15 protein-coding genes are annotated in these 14,259 nt (G+C 70.8%); 5 read left to right on the top strand and 10 right to left on the bottom strand.

What is annotated here, in order from left to right:
• The first annotated feature begins 31 nt into the window (after window positions 1–31).
• Window positions 32–490 carry an Lrp/AsnC family transcriptional regulator gene (locus AB0F72_RS09815; protein ID WP_360428096.1) on the top strand — a complete coding sequence of 153 codons (459 nt, stop codon included), beginning with the start codon at window positions 32–34 and terminating at the stop codon, window positions 488–490.
• 19 nt (window positions 491–509) lie between these two features.
• Complete coding sequence (locus AB0F72_RS09810) at window positions 510–1,112, top strand: DinB family protein (protein WP_360428093.1); 603 nt, start codon at window positions 510–512, stop codon at window positions 1,110–1,112.
• Between the two features lie 151 nt (window positions 1,113–1,263).
• Here AB0F72_RS09810 and nrfD read toward each other — a convergent pair whose 3' ends face one another.
• Genes nrfD through fdh form a run of 3 tightly spaced genes read right to left on the bottom strand, consistent with a single transcriptional unit; the run spans window position 1,264 to window position 6,222 of the window.
• A complete protein-coding gene (gene nrfD, locus AB0F72_RS09805; protein ID WP_360428090.1) occupies window positions 1,264–2,190 on the bottom strand; it encodes an NrfD/PsrC family molybdoenzyme membrane anchor subunit in 927 nt (308 codons plus the stop codon).
• A complete protein-coding gene (locus AB0F72_RS09800) occupies window positions 2,187–3,038 on the bottom strand; it encodes a 4Fe-4S dicluster domain-containing protein (protein WP_360428087.1) in 852 nt (283 codons plus the stop codon). Before AB0F72_RS09800 ends, nrfD begins: the two co-directional genes overlap by 4 nt.
• A complete protein-coding gene (gene fdh / locus AB0F72_RS09795) occupies window positions 3,025–6,222 on the bottom strand; it encodes a formate dehydrogenase (protein ID WP_360428084.1) in 3,198 nt (1,065 codons plus the stop codon). The genes AB0F72_RS09800 and fdh overlap by 14 nt, the downstream gene beginning before the upstream one ends.
• A gap of 84 nt (window positions 6,223–6,306) precedes the next feature.
• On the opposite strand from fdh, the gene AB0F72_RS09790 reads away from it, so the two are divergent.
• Window positions 6,307–8,325 carry a hypothetical protein gene (locus tag AB0F72_RS09790; protein ID WP_360428081.1) on the top strand — a complete coding sequence of 673 codons (2,019 nt, stop codon included), beginning with the start codon at window positions 6,307–6,309 and terminating at the stop codon, window positions 8,323–8,325.
• A 3-nt stretch (window positions 8,326–8,328) separates the two neighbouring features.
• Here AB0F72_RS09790 and AB0F72_RS09785 read toward each other — a convergent pair whose 3' ends face one another.
• From AB0F72_RS09785 to AB0F72_RS09775, 3 genes are all read right to left on the bottom strand, one after another.
• Window positions 8,329–9,294 (bottom strand): hypothetical protein, encoded by a 966-nt coding sequence (locus AB0F72_RS09785; RefSeq protein ID WP_360428079.1) that lies wholly within the window; start codon window positions 9,292–9,294, stop codon window positions 8,329–8,331.
• A 74-nt stretch (window positions 9,295–9,368) separates the two neighbouring features.
• The gene (locus tag AB0F72_RS09780; protein ID WP_360428077.1) at window positions 9,369–9,710 is read right to left on the bottom strand and encodes a hypothetical protein; all 342 of its coding nucleotides are present in this window, start codon (window positions 9,708–9,710) and stop codon (window positions 9,369–9,371) included.
• A gap of 65 nt (window positions 9,711–9,775) precedes the next feature.
• Complete coding sequence (locus tag AB0F72_RS09775) at window positions 9,776–10,747, bottom strand: glycerophosphodiester phosphodiesterase family protein (RefSeq protein WP_360428074.1); 972 nt, start codon at window positions 10,745–10,747, stop codon at window positions 9,776–9,778.
• A gap of 141 nt (window positions 10,748–10,888) precedes the next feature.
• Between AB0F72_RS09775 and AB0F72_RS09770 the strand changes: the two genes are divergently transcribed.
• Window positions 10,889–11,515, top strand: coding sequence for a carbon-nitrogen hydrolase family protein (locus AB0F72_RS09770; RefSeq protein WP_360428371.1), 627 nt, complete (start codon window positions 10,889–10,891; stop codon window positions 11,513–11,515).
• Here the strand turns inward: AB0F72_RS09770 and AB0F72_RS09765 are convergent.
• Window positions 11,482–11,730 carry a hypothetical protein gene (locus tag AB0F72_RS09765; protein WP_360428071.1) on the bottom strand — a complete coding sequence of 83 codons (249 nt, stop codon included), beginning with the start codon at window positions 11,728–11,730 and terminating at the stop codon, window positions 11,482–11,484. The two genes, AB0F72_RS09770 and AB0F72_RS09765, sit on opposite strands and share 34 nt — an antisense overlap.
• The gene (locus tag AB0F72_RS09760; RefSeq protein ID WP_360428069.1) at window positions 11,727–11,927 is read right to left on the bottom strand and encodes a hypothetical protein; all 201 of its coding nucleotides are present in this window, start codon (window positions 11,925–11,927) and stop codon (window positions 11,727–11,729) included. The genes AB0F72_RS09765 and AB0F72_RS09760 overlap by 4 nt, the downstream gene beginning before the upstream one ends.
• Window positions 11,928–12,094: 167 nt before the next feature.
• On the opposite strand from AB0F72_RS09760, the gene AB0F72_RS09755 reads away from it, so the two are divergent.
• Window positions 12,095–12,658, top strand: coding sequence for an NADAR family protein (locus AB0F72_RS09755; RefSeq protein ID WP_360428066.1), 564 nt, complete (start codon window positions 12,095–12,097; stop codon window positions 12,656–12,658).
• A 43-nt stretch (window positions 12,659–12,701) separates the two neighbouring features.
• Here AB0F72_RS09755 and AB0F72_RS09750 read toward each other — a convergent pair whose 3' ends face one another.
• Complete coding sequence (locus AB0F72_RS09750) at window positions 12,702–13,241, bottom strand: snapalysin family zinc-dependent metalloprotease (RefSeq protein ID WP_360428063.1); 540 nt, start codon at window positions 13,239–13,241, stop codon at window positions 12,702–12,704.
• 134 nt (window positions 13,242–13,375) lie between these two features.
• Window positions 13,376–14,227: a hydrolase gene (locus AB0F72_RS09745; protein ID WP_360428060.1), complete on the bottom strand. Its 852-nt coding sequence runs from the start codon at window positions 14,225–14,227 to the stop codon at window positions 13,376–13,378.
• Window positions 14,228–14,259 lie beyond the last annotated feature (32 nt).

Raw genomic sequence — 14,259 nt, 5'->3', positions numbered from 1 at the left:
GTCGTTCGGGGAAAGTGCGAAAATCCCGGTCGTGGATGAACTTGATACGGCGATCGTCGAGCATCTCCAGACGAATGCGCGGCAGACCAACCGCGAACTGGCCCGGGCGGTCGGCATCGCCCCGTCCACCTGCCTGGAACGGGTGCGGTCGCTGCGGGAACGCGGGGTGATCAGCGGTTACCACGCCGAGATCAGCCTGGCGGCGCTGAACCGTGGTGTCCAGGCACTGCTGCACGTGCAGGTCCGGCCGCTGAGCAGGTCCGTCATCGAGGGCTTCAAGACGTACGCGATGAGCCTCCCCGAAGTGCTGTCGGTGTTCGTGGTGACCGGCGGCGACGACTTCCTCGTGCACGTGGCGGTCCCCAGCGTGGATTCCCTGCACGCGTTCGTGATGGACAAGTTCAGCGGGCGGCGGGAGATCGTCGGGTTCCGCAGTTCGGTGATCTATCAGCACGCCCGGCGGCAGGTCGTCGAGCCGCTGGACCCCTGACCGTGACACGCTGCCCGGCATGACATCGCTCGATTCCACAGCCGACCATTTCAAGGCTGATCTGCACCGGTACCTGCAAGAGGCGCGCGACGCCCTGCTCTGGAAACTGGAAGGCCTGCCGGAGTACGACATCCGGCGCCCGCTCGTGCCGACCGGCACCAACCTGCTCGGCCTGGTCAAGCACAACGCCGGGGTGGAGGCCGGCTACTTCGGCGCGACGTTCGGGCGGCCGTTCCCGGACGCCCTGCCGTGGATGGAGGTGGACGCCGAGCCGAACGCGGACATGTGGGCCACCGCCGACGAGTCGCGGGACGACATCGTCGGGCTCTACCAGCGGGTGTGCGCGCACTCCGACGCGACGATCGAGGCCCTCGGGCTGGACGCCGAGGGGCGGGTGCCGTGGTGGTCGCCGGAGCGGCAGGTGGTGTCGCTGCACCGGATCCTCGTGCACGTGACGGCGGAGGCGCACCGGCACGCCGGGCATGCCGACATCGTGCGGGAGCTGATCGACGGGGACGCCGGGGTGCGGAGGACCAACAGCAACATGCCGGACGCCGATCGGCAGTGGTGGACCGGGTACCGCGACCGTCTCGAAGCGCTGGCCCGGACCTTCCGAGCCTGACCTCGGGCCCCCGGCTGTTCCGTTCCGCCGGGTACGGATACCCGGCCTGCGGGTATGCGGCCGCCATGAGCACAGACACCGGGTTAGCTGGACCGGCAGTGGCGCGCAAGGCGCGCCGCGGCCGGGGGCACGGCAGGTGGCCGCGGGGGACTCACGGGGACGTTTCGACGTTCGTACCGTCTCTGGTTCTCAAGCGTTCCCGTTGCGGGACGACCGTGTATTTCGGGTCCTTGGCCGAGGCGATGCCGCCGTCGAAGATGCCGAAGCGGGTCGCCAGGGAGGCGGCCAGCAACGATGCTCCGGACAGGGCGGAGACGACGCGGCTGCGGCGTCCGAGCAGGGCGCCGGCCACGCCGAGAATGGTCAGCGTGCGGCCCGCGCGCAGGAGTTTCCCGGGACGGCCCTGGGCGTACGGCTCGCTCAGGATGCCTTTCGTGGTCTCGACGCGGTGGGCGCCGTAGAGCTCCATCGCCGCGCCGAGGACGGCCATCGTGCGAGCCGGGGCGGTCTGGGTGTGCGGGGCCGCGATCAGGCCCACTCCCGCGCCGCTGGCCAGGGCGCTCCCGGCGAAGACGAACGGGAGTTCGGGGTAGGCGGCGTGCCAGCTCGGGGTGGCGGTGTCGGCGAGCAGAACCGCGGTGTAGGTCGCCAGCGCGGGCGCGAGGGCGGCGGCCGCGTAACCCCCGGCCGCACCGATCCGGGGCCAGCGGAGGATCTCCGCTCCGGCGGCGACGCCGGCCGCACCGCCGAACGCGCTGAGGATCCAGGTGCCGACCGACATCGGTGAGGTCAGTTTCGCGACCCGGAGCATGTGGTGGAAACGTTCCGGGCGGCCTAGGTCGTTGACCAGGAAGTACGTGCTGGCGCCGAGGGCGCCCAGCGCGGTGAGGCGGCCGGCCCGGCGCAGCGCGGGCCGGTTCGTGGCGTCGCCGCCCGCGGCCAGCAGGGCGGATCCGGCGGCCAGCCCACCGGTGAAGAGGTAGGCGGCGATGTCGTGGTGCCAGACCGCCGGGCGGACGATCGGGCGGCCGTAGTAGGAGCGGAACTCGGCGGGCGGAACCATGGCGCGGTCCTTCATCGGTTCCCTCCCAGGAAGGACACGGCGACGGCGGCGGCCATCGCCAGGCCGGCCAGTCCCGCCCGTTTCCACATGGCCGGCAGGTCGCGGGTGGTGACGATCGGGTCCGGCGGCAGGCCGTAGACCTCGGGTTCGTCGAGGAGCAGGAAGAACGCGCCGTCACCGCCGACGCCGTCGTCCGGGTCGTGGCCGTACAGGCGGGCGCCCTCGACCTTGGCCACCCGCTCCCGGGCGCGTTCCCGCAGCTCGTCGAGCTCACCGTACTGAATGGACTGGGTGGGGCAGGCCTGCGCGCAGGCCGGTGTCAGGCCGTCGCCGATACGGTCGTAACACATCGTGCACTTCCACGCCCGCCCGTCGCCCTTGCGCTGGTCGATGACGCCGTAGGGGCAGGCCGGAACGCAGTACCCGCAGCCGTTGCAGATGTCCTCCTGCACCACGACGGTGCCGAACTCGGTGCGGAACAGCGCGCCGGTCGGGCAGACGTCGAGGCAGCCGGCGTGGGTGCAGTGCTTGCACACGTTGGACATCATCAGCCAGCGGAAGTCCGGCGTGGCCGGGCCGCCGGCGGCGACCGCGAGGGCATCGACCGAGGAAGCGGCCGGCTGCTCGATGAACGCCACATGCCGCCACGAGTCCGCGGACAGCCCGCCGGTGTTGTCGTAGGAGTGGCCGAGCAGGGTGAACCCGTCGTCCGGGACGGCGTTCCACTCCTTGCAGGCCACCTCGCACGCCTTGCACCCGATGCAGACGCTGGTGTCGGTGAAGAAACCCATGCGCGGTGGCGCGTCGGTGTAGCCCGCGTCCGACGCCGGGTCGAGCGGGCCGTACAGGCTATTGGTCCCCATTCGCCCGCCTCCGGTAGTCGTTGACGTAGTCGATCAGCGCCGGGCCGGTCGGGCGGCGCCCGGGACGGATGTCGCAGGTGCCGACCTTGCTCTCCTGGATGAGCACGTTCGGGTCCAGGACGATGCCGATCAGGTCGTTGGCGGAGTCGCCGGTGACCAGACCGGAGCTTCCCCAGTGGTACGGCATCCAGATCTGGTGCACGACGCGGCCGTCGATGCGCAGCGGCCGGAGCCGGTCGGTGACCATGACCCGGGCCTCGATGGCGGCGCGCGAGGTGACGATGTGCGCCCAGCCGAGGTGCTCCAGGCCGCGTTCCGCGGCCAGCTGCGGGGAGACCTCGACGAACATCTCCGGCTGCAGCTCCGACAGGTACGCGAGTTGCCGGCTCATGCCGCCGGCGGTGTGATGCTCGGTCAGCCGGCTGGTGGTGAACACGTACGGATAGGCCGCGGACACCGGGTTCTCCGGGTTCGCCGGGTGCGCGTACCGCTTCCGGGTCGGATTGGCCTGCTGGCCGTAGAGCGGATTCACCACCGGCGACTCGGCCGGCTCGTAGTGCGTCGGCAGCGGCCCGTCGATCAGGCCGCTCGGCGCGTACAGCCAGCCCTTGCCGTCGCCCTGCATGATGAACGCGTCGTCCCCGGCGATCGCCTCCACGCCGGTGGCGCCCTCCGGCGGGCGGTAGGACGGTGGCTTGGTCTTCTCGAAGTCGGGCACGTCGTAACCCGTCCACTCGCCCGCGCCCGGATCCCACCAGACGTACTTCTTCCGCTCCGACCACGGGCGCCCCTCCGGATCGGCCGAGGCCCGGTTGTAGAGCGTGCGGCGGTCGGCGGGCCACGCCCAGCCCCATTCCCGGGCCACCCAGTCCTGCTCGTGGCCGGGTTTGCGGCGGGCGGCCTGGTTGACGCCGTCCTTGAACACACCCGAGTAGATCCAGCAGCCACACGCCGTGGAGCCGTCGGCCTTGAGGTCGGCGAATCCGGAGACGACGGACTTGTCGGAGACGCGGTAGCCGTTGATCTCGCGCAGCACGTCCGCACCGCTCGGCTCGTCACCGTGGACCTGGTAGTCCCAGTTCAGCTTGAGCAGCCCCTGGTCGCGGTCCAGAGTCGACCCGGCCAGCTTCGCCCGGATCCGGCGGCCGAGGTGGTAGAAGAACCACAGCTCGGAGCGGCAGTCGCCGGGCGGGTCCAGGGCCTTCTCGCGCCACTGCAGCATCCGCTGGGTCTGGGTGAACGTGCCCTCCTTCTCGGCGTGCGACGCGGCCGGCATGAAGAACACCTCGGTCCGGCACTCGGACGGTACGATCTCGCCGGTGGCGATCTCCGGCCCGTCCTTCCAGAACGTGGCGCTCTCGATCATGAAGAGGTCACGGACGACGAGCCAGTCCAGGTTCGCCATGCCGAGCCGCTGGGCCTTGCCGTGCGCCGAGCCGACGGCCGGGTTCTGCCCGAGCAGGAAGTACCCCTTGATCTTCCCGTCGATCATGTCGAGCACCTGCTGATACGTACCATGGTCGCCGGTCAGGCGCGGCAGCCAGCCGAAGCCCCAATCGTTCTCCGCTGTCGCCGCGTCGCCCCAGTAGGCCTTGAGCAGGCTGACCGCATAGGACTCGGCGTTGGCCCAGAACCCCTTCTGCTCCGGGTGGCGGATCTCGTCGACCCACTTCTGGAACGTCTCGTGCTGCCTGTGGTGCGGCATCGGCAGATATCCGGGCAGCAGGTTGAACAGGGTCGGGATGTCGGTCGACCCCTGGATGCTGGCGTGCCCGCGCAGCGCCATCACCCCGCCGCCGGGCCGTCCCATGTTGCCGAGCAGCAGCTGGATGATCGCGCCGGTGCGGATGTACTGCACGCCGACGCTGTGCTGCGTCCAGCCCACGGAGTAGACGAGCGCGGTGGTGCGTTCCCGGCCGGAGTTCGCGGTCCACGCCTCACAAACCCCGAGAAACTGCTCCTTGGGTACGCCACAGACCCGCTCGACGACCTCCGGCGTGTACCGGGCGTAGTGCCGCTTCAGGATCTGGTAGACGCATCGCGGGTCCTGCAGCGTCGGGTCGCGGGGGACGCCGGCCGGGATGGGCGGGCCGTGCGACTCCTGTTCCAGGCCGGAGGCGGTCTCCCGGTCGGCGTGCGCCTCGCCCTCCTGCTGTCCCATGTGCTGCTGTCCCGCGTACTGCCAGCTGGACTGGTCGTACACGTTCAGCTCGGGGTCGAACCCGGAGAACAGCCCGTCGAGCTCCTCGGTGTCCCGGAACTCCTCGCTGACGATCATGGACGCGTTGGTGTACGCGACCACGTACTCCCGGAAGTCCTTCTCGTTGCTGAGGATGTAGTTGACCACCCCGCCGAGGAACGCGATGTCCGCGCCGGCACGCATCGGGACGAACTCGTCGGCGAGCGCGCTGGTCCGCGTGAACCGCGGATCGACGTGGATGATCTTCGCACCGCGATTCTTGGCCTCCACCACGTACTGGAAACCCACCGGGTGGGCCTCCGCCATGTTCGAGCCCTGAATGACGATGCAGTCGGCGTTGGCCAGATCCTGGAGGAATCCGGTGGCCCCGCCACGGCCGAAGCTGGTTCCCAGACCGGGAACGGTGGCGGAGTGTCAAATGCGCGCCTGGTTCTCGATCTGTATCGCGCCCATCGCGGTGAACAGCTTCTTGATCAGGTAGTTCTCTTCGTTGTCGAGGGTCGCCCCGCCGAGACTCGAGATGCCGAGCGTGCGGTTCAGCGGGCGGCCGTCGGCGTCGGTGTCCTCCCAGGTCTCTTCGCGGGCCGCGATGACCCGGTCGGCGATCATGTCCATCGCCGTGTCGAGGTCGAGTTCTTCCCAGTCGGTCGCGTAGGGCCGCCGATAGAGGACCGTCTTGATCCGGCGGTCGCTGGTGACCAGGCTCTTGCTCGCCGATCCCTTCGGGCAGAGCCGCCCCCGGGAGATCGGGCTGTCCGGATCGCCCTCGATCTGGACGACCTCGCCGTCCTTCACGAAGATCCGCTGGCCGCAGCCGACCGCACAATAGGGGCACACGGATCGCGCCATCGTGTCAGCGGTCTCGGTCCGTGCTTGCAGACTGCGCGAACGGGTGGATTGCGCGGCAGCGCCCCGCCCCAGCGGGTCGGTGCCGGTGAGCTGCCGGTAGACCGGCCAGCCCTCGATCCAGGTGCGCACGCCCATGTGATCGACACTAACCCCGGTGCGCGCAATACGCACGATATGGGGAATTGCAACCGGCGACGGCCGACCACCATGATCTACGGCATGGCGGCGCTCGCGGGTTTGCACGACATCGACTGGTCCTCACTCGAGCACGGATCGGCCGTACCCCGTCTGCTTGCCGACCTGGCCGGCGGCGAGCCGACGGCCTTGCGCGACCTCTATCGCCTCGCCCCGGACGGCGAGGACGTGCGTCAGTGGGTGGTGACGGCGCTGCCGTTCCTGCTGGATCTGGTGACCGACACGGCGCGGCCGCTGCGCGGTGAGACACTGCGGCTGGTCGGTGATCTCGCGGGGGCGGATCGAACCTGGCAGATGGCCGGGCAGACCCTGACCGCCAAGCGACTGCTGGCGGAATGGGACGGTTTGAGTGATCTGCTGCTGGATGAGGATCCGTCGGTCCGGGAGGCCGCCGCCTACACCCTGCGTGCCGTCTACCGCCTGATCACCAACCCGACGGGTGACCTGTGGGAGCGGTTCGCCGAGGAGCCGGACCCGGGCGTGCGCCTCATGCTGCTGCGAACCAGCGTGATCACCGGCGCGGTCGGTGGCGGTTACGAGCTGACCAAGGTCTGGCTGGCCTCGGTCGCGGACACCGACGACGACCTCCGGGTACGGATCAGCGCGCTCACCGAGTTGATGGCGCTGTACAACCCGGTCCCGTTCGACGCGCACCGTGCTCGCGAGACACTGCTCGACGCGTACCGGGAAGGTCTGAACCGGGAGCCGGAGCCGGTCGCCGACATGGCCGCGCCGCTGCTCACCGGCGCGCGGATGGCGACCCGGCAGTGGACGCCCGGCTATCACCAGGTGGTGCAGGCGGTACGGGCCACGTACCGCGACGACGTCGACGCCCACCTCGGCCTGCTGCACGAGATGCTGGCGATGGACGCGTGGGACGCCCGGCAGGACGCGCTCTACGAGGCCCGGTCGCTGGTGCAGCGGCTGCGCGGACCGTACCGGCCGCTGATCGACCGGGCCGCGGAGCTGCTGTTCGACCGGGACGCGCAGGTCCGGGCGGCCGCGCTGCATCTGCTGCAGGGCGTCGGTGAGCTGGCCCGGCCGGCCGCCGACGCGGTGTGGGAGACGATGTCCGGCGCGAAGCCGTGGACTCATCAGGGCGCGCTGAGCCCGGCGGTCGACATCCTGGCGAGGCTGCGCGACGAGCGTGTGCTGCCCATGCTGGAGCGCCTGCTGGACGACGCACCGCAGACGACCGGCCTGCACGAGGTGATCGCCGGGTACGGGGTGCGGGCGCGCGGGCTGGGTCGCACGCTGCGCCGCCTGCTGCGTTCCCTGCCGTCCCCGCCGTCGTCCTCCGCCTCCGCTGCGTCCTCCGCCTCCGCTACCGCCTCCACCTCCGCTGCTTCCGCTGCATCCTCCGCTTCCGCTGCCGTTGCGTATCGTGCGGCGCTGCTCGATGCGCTGATCGCCGTCGTGCCGCAGGAGGCCGCCGACTATCTGATGCAGGAGCCGCTCGATCTGACCGGTCTCCATCGCCTGATCCGCACCGGTCGCGCCGCCGCGGCCCGCGCCGCGGAGATCCGCACCGCCCTGACCAGCGAGGACCCGGTCGTCGCGCTGACCGCCGCCCGCGCGATCTGGTTCGTCGCCGGCGACGCCGAGGCCGCCGCGACCGTTTACGACCAGTACCTGACCCGCCCGGACCACGCCGTGCCGGCGATCGACGGCCTCGCCGAGCTCAACTCCCGCGCCGCCGGCCGCGCTCCCCTGCTCAACTACCTGGTCAAGAGGCGCACGAGCGGCGAGATCCGGGTGGCCGCCGCCTGCGCCCTGTGGCGGATCACCGGCAACCCGAGCAGCGCCCGCCGCCTCGGCCCGATCTGGGAGGTCACACCCCGGCTGCGCCCGCGCATCGCCCGGCTGTGGGTGGAGACCGGCATGGGCGCTTACGCCACTCGTTACGCGAAGGCCGAACTGGCGATCCCGACCCGTCACAACCTGACCAATCGCGGTGTGAGCCCGTCCGAGGTCAGCGACGACGAACAGCTGCTGGCCGACTGCCGCAAGCTGATCACCGACAAACCCCGCTGGCCGTTCTGAGCGTCAGCTCTGCTGGTAGTTCACCGCGGTGAACCCGCACGGCTGATGTGTGTGCAGGTAATAGGCGCCCTCCCCGGCATCGATGTCGGACCCGCCGATCAGGCCCAGATAGTCCATCCGCTGACCGCAGCCGGGACACCCCGGGTGGTCGGCGTCCTGGATCCACTCCGGCCGCCCGCCCAGCGTCGACCCGCCCGAGCTCCAGGCGCTGGCCCGGAACGGACTCGGCCGCCGCGGACCGGCCACCGGGAGCAGCGCCGGCGGCTCCTCGGGCCCCTCGTCTTTCGGCAGGTAGGCCGGTGCGATGTTGCCCGGCCACCAGCTCGCCCCACCGTCCGGCGTGACCTCACTGAACACCGTCGCGTAGCACGCGCAGAAGTAGCAGGTCTCGACGACCAGCCGCCCGGACCAGCCGGTGTGCCAGAGCGCGGTCACCACCGCCTGCTTGCCGAAGTCGAGCTCGGCGGCCACCCACAGCGGCGACGAGCACCACGGGCATGTCTTCCGATCCGGGCTGTCGCCGGCCCGGCCCGGCGCCGGCGCCCGCAGTAGCCACTCGTAGGCGACGTCCCCGCACAGCTCCCGCCGGCTGCCGTCCGCGTCGATCGTCCAGCCGCCCTCCTGCGCGTAGTCCAGCGGGCCGACGTGCAGCTCGCCGGCGCCGGGCGGCGGCTGGCTCGCCCAGCGGCGCAGGGCAAGCTCGGCGAGCGGGTGGCCGCTGTGTGCCAGCACGAGGAGCAGGTGGTTGAGCGACAGCCGGTCCGCTCCGGCGTCGACCCGCTCGATGACCCGTCGCACGGTCTGCTCGTCGGCGGCGCGGTACAGCTTCGCCGGCCACAACAGATCGTGGTCGAGCATGAGCCCGTGGTGCGGCGTCAAGCGTGCGGGCGCCGAGTCCGCGATCTCGGACAGCTCCTCCACCGCGACGTCGTCATCCCCGGCGGCCCGCCGGACCAGGTCGTCAATCATGCGGCGGATGCTAGACCCGGGGTCCGACAGAAACGGCGGCGGCGGTCACGACGCTCGCTGACCGCGCAGGCTGATCAGACCGTGGTGAAGAACGCGGCCGGATCCTGCAGCCAGTAGTAGAGGAAGCTGCCGATGATGACGAGCCCGAAGGCGGTCTCGACGGCGCTCTTCTGATGGAGTTCCCGCCGTTCATGAGCCACGGTGGCCCGCCGGAACCGGGTGGCGGTCCAGATCGCCTTGGCGAAACAGAACGCGGGAAGCACGAAGTAGGGCGCGTTGAGCACAGAGACCTCAAGCCTGTCGTACCGGACCGCCACGACGCCGGCGAGCAGCGCCAGCAGATAGACACCGAGCAACAGTTGAGCGGTCCGGGCCACGAGCTGCTGCCGACCGGCAAGCACTTCCGCCTGATTCATCGACCGTTCCCTTCATCCGGGGGCGACGCTCAGGTGTACGTGCCCACCGAGAGGGCGGTTCGAAATCAGCCCAGTGCGGGGGCGGCCACGTCGATGCGGTTGGTCCAGATGCCGCCGGACCAGCCGTCGGGCAGCTGGTTCAGGTCGGCGGGGGTGTCGAAGCCGGCGGAGAAGTCGCCGCCGTCGGCGGTCAGGATGACGCGGGTGCCGGCGTCGGCCATGCGCTCGACGAAACGGTGGGGCCAGCCCCACAGCCAGCGTCCGTATCGCTGCGGCAGGTGCAGCTGGGTGTCGCGGCAGGCGTCCGGGACGTGGCCGGTCCAGCCCGTGGCCTCGTACCTGATCAGGCATTTTTCCATCGAGGCCCGGGACGTGGCGCGGACCTCGGGGAGTTTCGCGGCGAAGGCCTCGACGGCGCGGTCCTCGCCGTAGACGGTGAGCTGGCGGCGGCGCTGCTCGGGCAGGCCGGTGAGCAGCGCGGCGAGGGCCTCGCCGTCGGCAGGATCGTCGTTCTTGAGGTGGATGAGCAGCTCGCGGTCGCCGAACGCGGCGAGCACCTCGGGCGCCGTGGGCATCAGGCCGGCGCCCTTGCCACGGAACGGGTAGGTCGCGCCGCCGTCCGCGGTGTAGCCGTACCCGATGTCGAGTTTGCGCAGCTCGTCCATGGTGTGATCGGCGGTCGTGCCACGGCCGTCGGTGCGGCATTCGAGGGTGGCGTCGTGGAAGACGGCGAGCTGGTTGTCGCGGGTGAGCTTCACGTCGAACTCGACCACGTCGGCGCCGGCGTCGAACGCGGCGCGCATCGAGGTGAGGGTGTTCTCCAGGTAGGGGTGCGCCGGGGGATGGATCACCTGAGCGGTGCAGGTGTCGGCCCGCACCTTGGCGACGTCGAAGGTCTGTGCGAGGCCACGGTGCGCCATCAGCAGCGGCCGGCCCTCGGTGTCCACGAAGGCCGAGGTGTTGCCGATCCAGAGGGCAGCCACGATGACGGCCAGCACCGCGAGGGGGATCCGTAACCGCCTGACGATCTTCGCCATCCCGACATCCTGTCAAGGGCCCGCAAACCGGTGCTTCAGCCCGGCGGTCCGGTTGCGGTCGGGCGCGGGCTTTGATCGTACGGAGGAAGGCTCTTGATCTTTTGAAAAGGTGCTCCGGTCGTCCAGGATGGCCGGGTGCGGATGACGTTCGTGGTGGCCCAGGTGCCGGTGTCGTGGGATGTCGAGGCGAATCTGAGCAGCGTGCGGGAGGTCGTCGGGTCGGCGCGCGCCGGTGATGTGGTGGTGCTGCCGGAAGGGATGCTTTCCGGGTACGGGGAGGATCTGTCGCCCCTGGACCGCCTCTCCCCCGCGGTGATCTCCGATGCCGTCGCCGACGTGGAACGGCTGGCCCGCTCGTCCGGGGCGCTGGCGGGCGCGGTGGTCGCCGTTCAGTTGTGCCGGGAGATCAGGTTTCCGGAGCAGTGGCAGCACCTGGCGGCGGCGGGCGCGCAGGCCTTCGTCTACCTGACGAACGCGGCGAACGTCCGTGAGGTGCCGGGGGTGTGGCGCAGCCACCTGATCAGCCGGGCGGCCGAGAACCAGCGGTTCGTGGTCTCGTCGAACGTCGCTCATCCCGATCAGCACTGCCCGAGCATGGTGGTGTCGCCGCGCGGGGAGGTCCTCGGTGAGCTGCCGCCGGGTGGCGCCGGGGTTCTGCGGCTGACCGTGGACCTGGCGGACGCCGGGGACTGGTACCTCGGGCAGCGCCGCACCGATGTGGTGTCGGTGACCTCTCACCCGACCCAGACCCGCCCGGCGGAGGCGTAGCCGGCGTCGGCGCGGTCGACCAGGAGGATCGTCTCGCCGGTGCGCAGCGTGCGCGGCGTGGGGAAGTCGACGCCGAGGACGGTGATCGGACGCCCGGTGAGCTCGTCGTGCAGGCGGGGCACGCCGGCGAAGCCACCCTCGGCGCTGCCGACGACGAGGCCGGGGCGCGCCGCGATGTCGAACACCTCGTTCACCTGGAAGCGGATGGCTGTCACGGCTGGTTCCTCCGGTAGCGCTCCAGGGCTGGGATCTCGCTCGCGTACGCCTCGTCCTCGAGCGCCTTCAGCGGGCGGTGGAAATGCTCACCGGCGCGTTGCTGCTGGACATCGAGGGAGACGCCGACCCCGCCGAGGGTGCCGTCGACCCAGCTCTGGCCACGGATGCCCGCGACGATCTGCCGGCCGTCCTCCACCAGGCCGATGCCGGTGAACGCGGTGGTGGTGTCGGCGGCGACGGCGACGGCGGAGCTGTCATGGGTCCCCTCTCGATGGTTACCTCGGGAGGGTGTACCTACGTGCGGATGGCCGGGTTCGGAAAATCAGCGGCGTTTCTGCGGGCCGGTGCTGCACACTCGCGGCCATGTCGATCGTGATCTCGGACGTCTCCAGCCTGGTCGCTGCTCGGGCTCGTGGGGAGCGGCTCAAGTTTCTGTTCTTCTGGGGGCATCAGCCCGAGCGGGACGGCAGCGTCGGCACCGGGTGTCTGAGCCAGTGGGCGCCGGCCCCGTTCACCGTGGACGGTGTCGCGTTCGCCACGGCTGAGCACTACATGATGTGGCGCAAGGCGGTGCTGTTCGGTGACGATGCCATGGCCGAGCGGATTCTCGGGGCGTCGCATCCGCGGGCGGCCAAGACGCTCGGCGGGCGGGTCGCCGGGTTCGATCAGCAGACGTGGAACGAGCACCGAGTCCCGATCGTGGTGGCCGGCAACCTGGCGAAGTTCGGTCAGCACGCTGACCTGCGCGCCTATCTGCTGGGTACCGGGGAGCGGGTGCTCGTCGAGGCCAGCCCGATGGACCGGATCTGGGGCATCGGGCTGACCCGTGACGACCCGGCGGCCGGTGACCCGGCGCGGTGGCGCGGGCTCAACCTGCTGGGGTTCGCACTGATGGAGGTGCGGCGGACACTGGCCGCGGGGCGGTGACGAAGCCCCAGGCGGGCGGGATCCCGCCCGCCTCTCGGGGGCGCTACGCCGCGGCGCCGGCCCAGGTGAACGTCTGGGGCCGGGCGGTCACGGCGGTGGCGAAGTTGTTGTTGACGGTGGTGGCCTCGCGGGCGTTCGGGTTGGGGTTGGTGCAGCTGACCGGCGCGCTGCTGCCGGACATCAGGTCGGCGCAGAGGCCGGTGCGGCGGTCCGGCAGGCCGAGCAGGTGGCCGAACTCGTGTGCGGCGATCCGCGGCTGGTAGTAACCCTGGTTGACCGCCTGACGACCCATGTACCAGCTGCCGTTGCCCAGTGAGCTCGTGTAGGCGCGGGGCCAGCCGTTGTCGGCGTACACACGGATGTTGGGGGTCCGGCCGGCGGGGACCGGCTCCAGGCGGACGTTGGCGACGCGGCTGTTCCAGATCTGTGCGCCCTGGGTGACCACGGCGCGGAACTCCTGGGCCTGGCTGGCGTCGTAGTACAGGATGCGGGGCGCCGCGGTGGCGGGTGCGGCGGTGACCGCTTGCACGCCGAGCACGGCCAGAGCCGCGACGATGGCCGCGGCGAGTTTGCGGAGCAGCATTGCTTCCTCCGGAGGGGGTCAGGAACGGGTATCCCTGACAATGCCGCCATTCAGTGATAATCATCAATGCGTTGCGGCATACTGGTTCACCCCTATCACCGCGGTACGAGGCCGGGCGCCGGCCGATTCTTCGGTCACCTCTTCGCGACGGCGGCCAGGGCACCGCTCTCCATCGCCACCCACACGTGGGTGTCGGCGGGCCAGAGGCCATGGGGTTCGTCGCCGGGCAGCGGGTGCAGCGTGATGTCGCCGCCGGCGGTGATGTGCGCCAGTTCCCCGGAGCCCCAGAGGGTGGCCCAGCAGGAGCCGTCGGCGTCGGCGGCCACGGCGTGCGGACGGCAGGCCGGGTCGTCGAAGGGGAACTGATGGATCTTCCCGGACTCCTCGACACGGCCCACGCTGCCGCCGGCGATGTCGGCGTACCAGATGCCGGTTTCTCCCGCGGTGATGCCGACCGGAGCCGGCGGGGTGCGGCCCTCGGGGAGTTCGACGATCTCCACGGCGCCGTCGCGGACGCGGGCCAGGGCGGCGGCGCCGTTGAGGGCGGCCCAGGGTGTGCCGGCGGCGTCGACCGTGAGCATGGCCGGGCGGGCGTCGGGGACGGGCAGGTCGACCATGGTGATCGCGGCGCCACCGGAGAGGCGGCCGATCTGGTTGGTACCGGGGGCGGTGAACCAGACGTCGCCGCCGGGTGTGGCGGTGATGCCGTAGGGGGCGGTTCCTTTCGGCAGGTCGATGACGGCGTGGGCGCCGGACGGGTCGCGGCGGGCCAGCCGGTCGTCGGCGCGGGTGTACCAGACGGCGTCGGCGGTGACACTGAGCAGCATCGGCCGGGTCTCGGGGAGCGGCTCGTGGTGGACGGCGGGTTCCGGGTCGCCGGGGTCGACGTGTGCCAGGCCCGGCGGGGTCAGGACGGTCAGCCACAGGGTTCCGGTGGGGTCTCCGGCGACGGCGTAGGGGGCCTGGCCGGGCAGTGCGATGGTCATCCGAGCTCCGATCGTTAACGCTACAGCTGTAG

Origin of the sequence: Actinoplanes sp. NPDC023936, assembly GCF_040639325.1 — a bacterium.
Lineage (GTDB): Bacteria > Actinomycetota > Actinomycetes > Mycobacteriales > Micromonosporaceae > Actinoplanes.
Note: the sequence above shows the minus strand (reverse complement) of the source record. Positions and strands in the feature narration are given on the sequence as shown.

What these genes read in the sequence shown, in the direction of transcription:
- AB0F72_RS09810 (WP_360428093.1), top strand. Translation starts at nt 510, where the DNA reads ATGACATCGCTCGATTCCACAGCCGACCATTTCAAGGCTGATCTGCAC.
- nrfD (WP_360428090.1), bottom strand. Translation starts at nt 2,190, where the DNA reads ATGAAGGACCGCGCCATGGTTCCGCCCGCCGAGTTCCGCTCCTACTAC.
- AB0F72_RS09800 (WP_360428087.1), bottom strand. Translation starts at nt 3,038, where the DNA reads ATGGGGACCAATAGCCTGTACGGCCCGCTCGACCCGGCGTCGGACGCG.
- AB0F72_RS09790 (WP_360428081.1), top strand. Translation starts at nt 6,307, where the DNA reads ATGGCGGCGCTCGCGGGTTTGCACGACATCGACTGGTCCTCACTCGAG.
- AB0F72_RS09785 (WP_360428079.1), bottom strand. Translation starts at nt 9,294, where the DNA reads ATGATTGACGACCTGGTCCGGCGGGCCGCCGGGGATGACGACGTCGCG.
- AB0F72_RS09780 (WP_360428077.1), bottom strand. Translation starts at nt 9,710, where the DNA reads ATGAATCAGGCGGAAGTGCTTGCCGGTCGGCAGCAGCTCGTGGCCCGG.
- AB0F72_RS09775 (WP_360428074.1), bottom strand. Translation starts at nt 10,747, where the DNA reads ATGGCGAAGATCGTCAGGCGGTTACGGATCCCCCTCGCGGTGCTGGCC.
- AB0F72_RS09770 (WP_360428371.1), top strand. Translation starts at nt 10,889, where the DNA reads ATGACGTTCGTGGTGGCCCAGGTGCCGGTGTCGTGGGATGTCGAGGCG.
- AB0F72_RS09755 (WP_360428066.1), top strand. Translation starts at nt 12,095, where the DNA reads ATGTCGATCGTGATCTCGGACGTCTCCAGCCTGGTCGCTGCTCGGGCT.
- AB0F72_RS09750 (WP_360428063.1), bottom strand. Translation starts at nt 13,241, where the DNA reads ATGCTGCTCCGCAAACTCGCCGCGGCCATCGTCGCGGCTCTGGCCGTG.
- AB0F72_RS09745 (WP_360428060.1), bottom strand. Translation starts at nt 14,227, where the DNA reads ATGACCATCGCACTGCCCGGCCAGGCCCCCTACGCCGTCGCCGGAGAC.